We start from the raw sequence: 235 nt of genomic DNA on the forward strand, positions 1-235 counted from the left end.
ACCAGAAGGGCGTACACAGCGAGAAGGAGGACGATATCGCGCAGGGCAAGGCCGAGGCCAGCGAAACCAATGAGGGGGGCCCGGAAGGCATGTCGGCGACGAGCCGCGACGCCGTCAACTTCCCGATCCGGCTCTTGGAACTCGCCAGCCAGTGCCAGCCCGAGGCGGACATCCCGTCCTACTCCAAGCTGGCGCGCATGGTCGGGCAGATGAAGGAGCCTTATAACGACCAGAT

1 protein-coding gene is annotated in these 235 nt (G+C 64.3%); it reads left to right on the top strand.

The window, feature by feature from the left end:
- Nucleotides 1-235: hypothetical protein (locus tag KVT37_RS32970; RefSeq protein ID WP_217579103.1), on the top strand; the 235-nt coding region annotated here is incomplete at both ends.

This window comes from Mesorhizobium sp. GbtcB19 (assembly GCF_019091085.1).
Classification (GTDB): Bacteria; Pseudomonadota; Alphaproteobacteria; order Rhizobiales; family Rhizobiaceae; genus Mesorhizobium.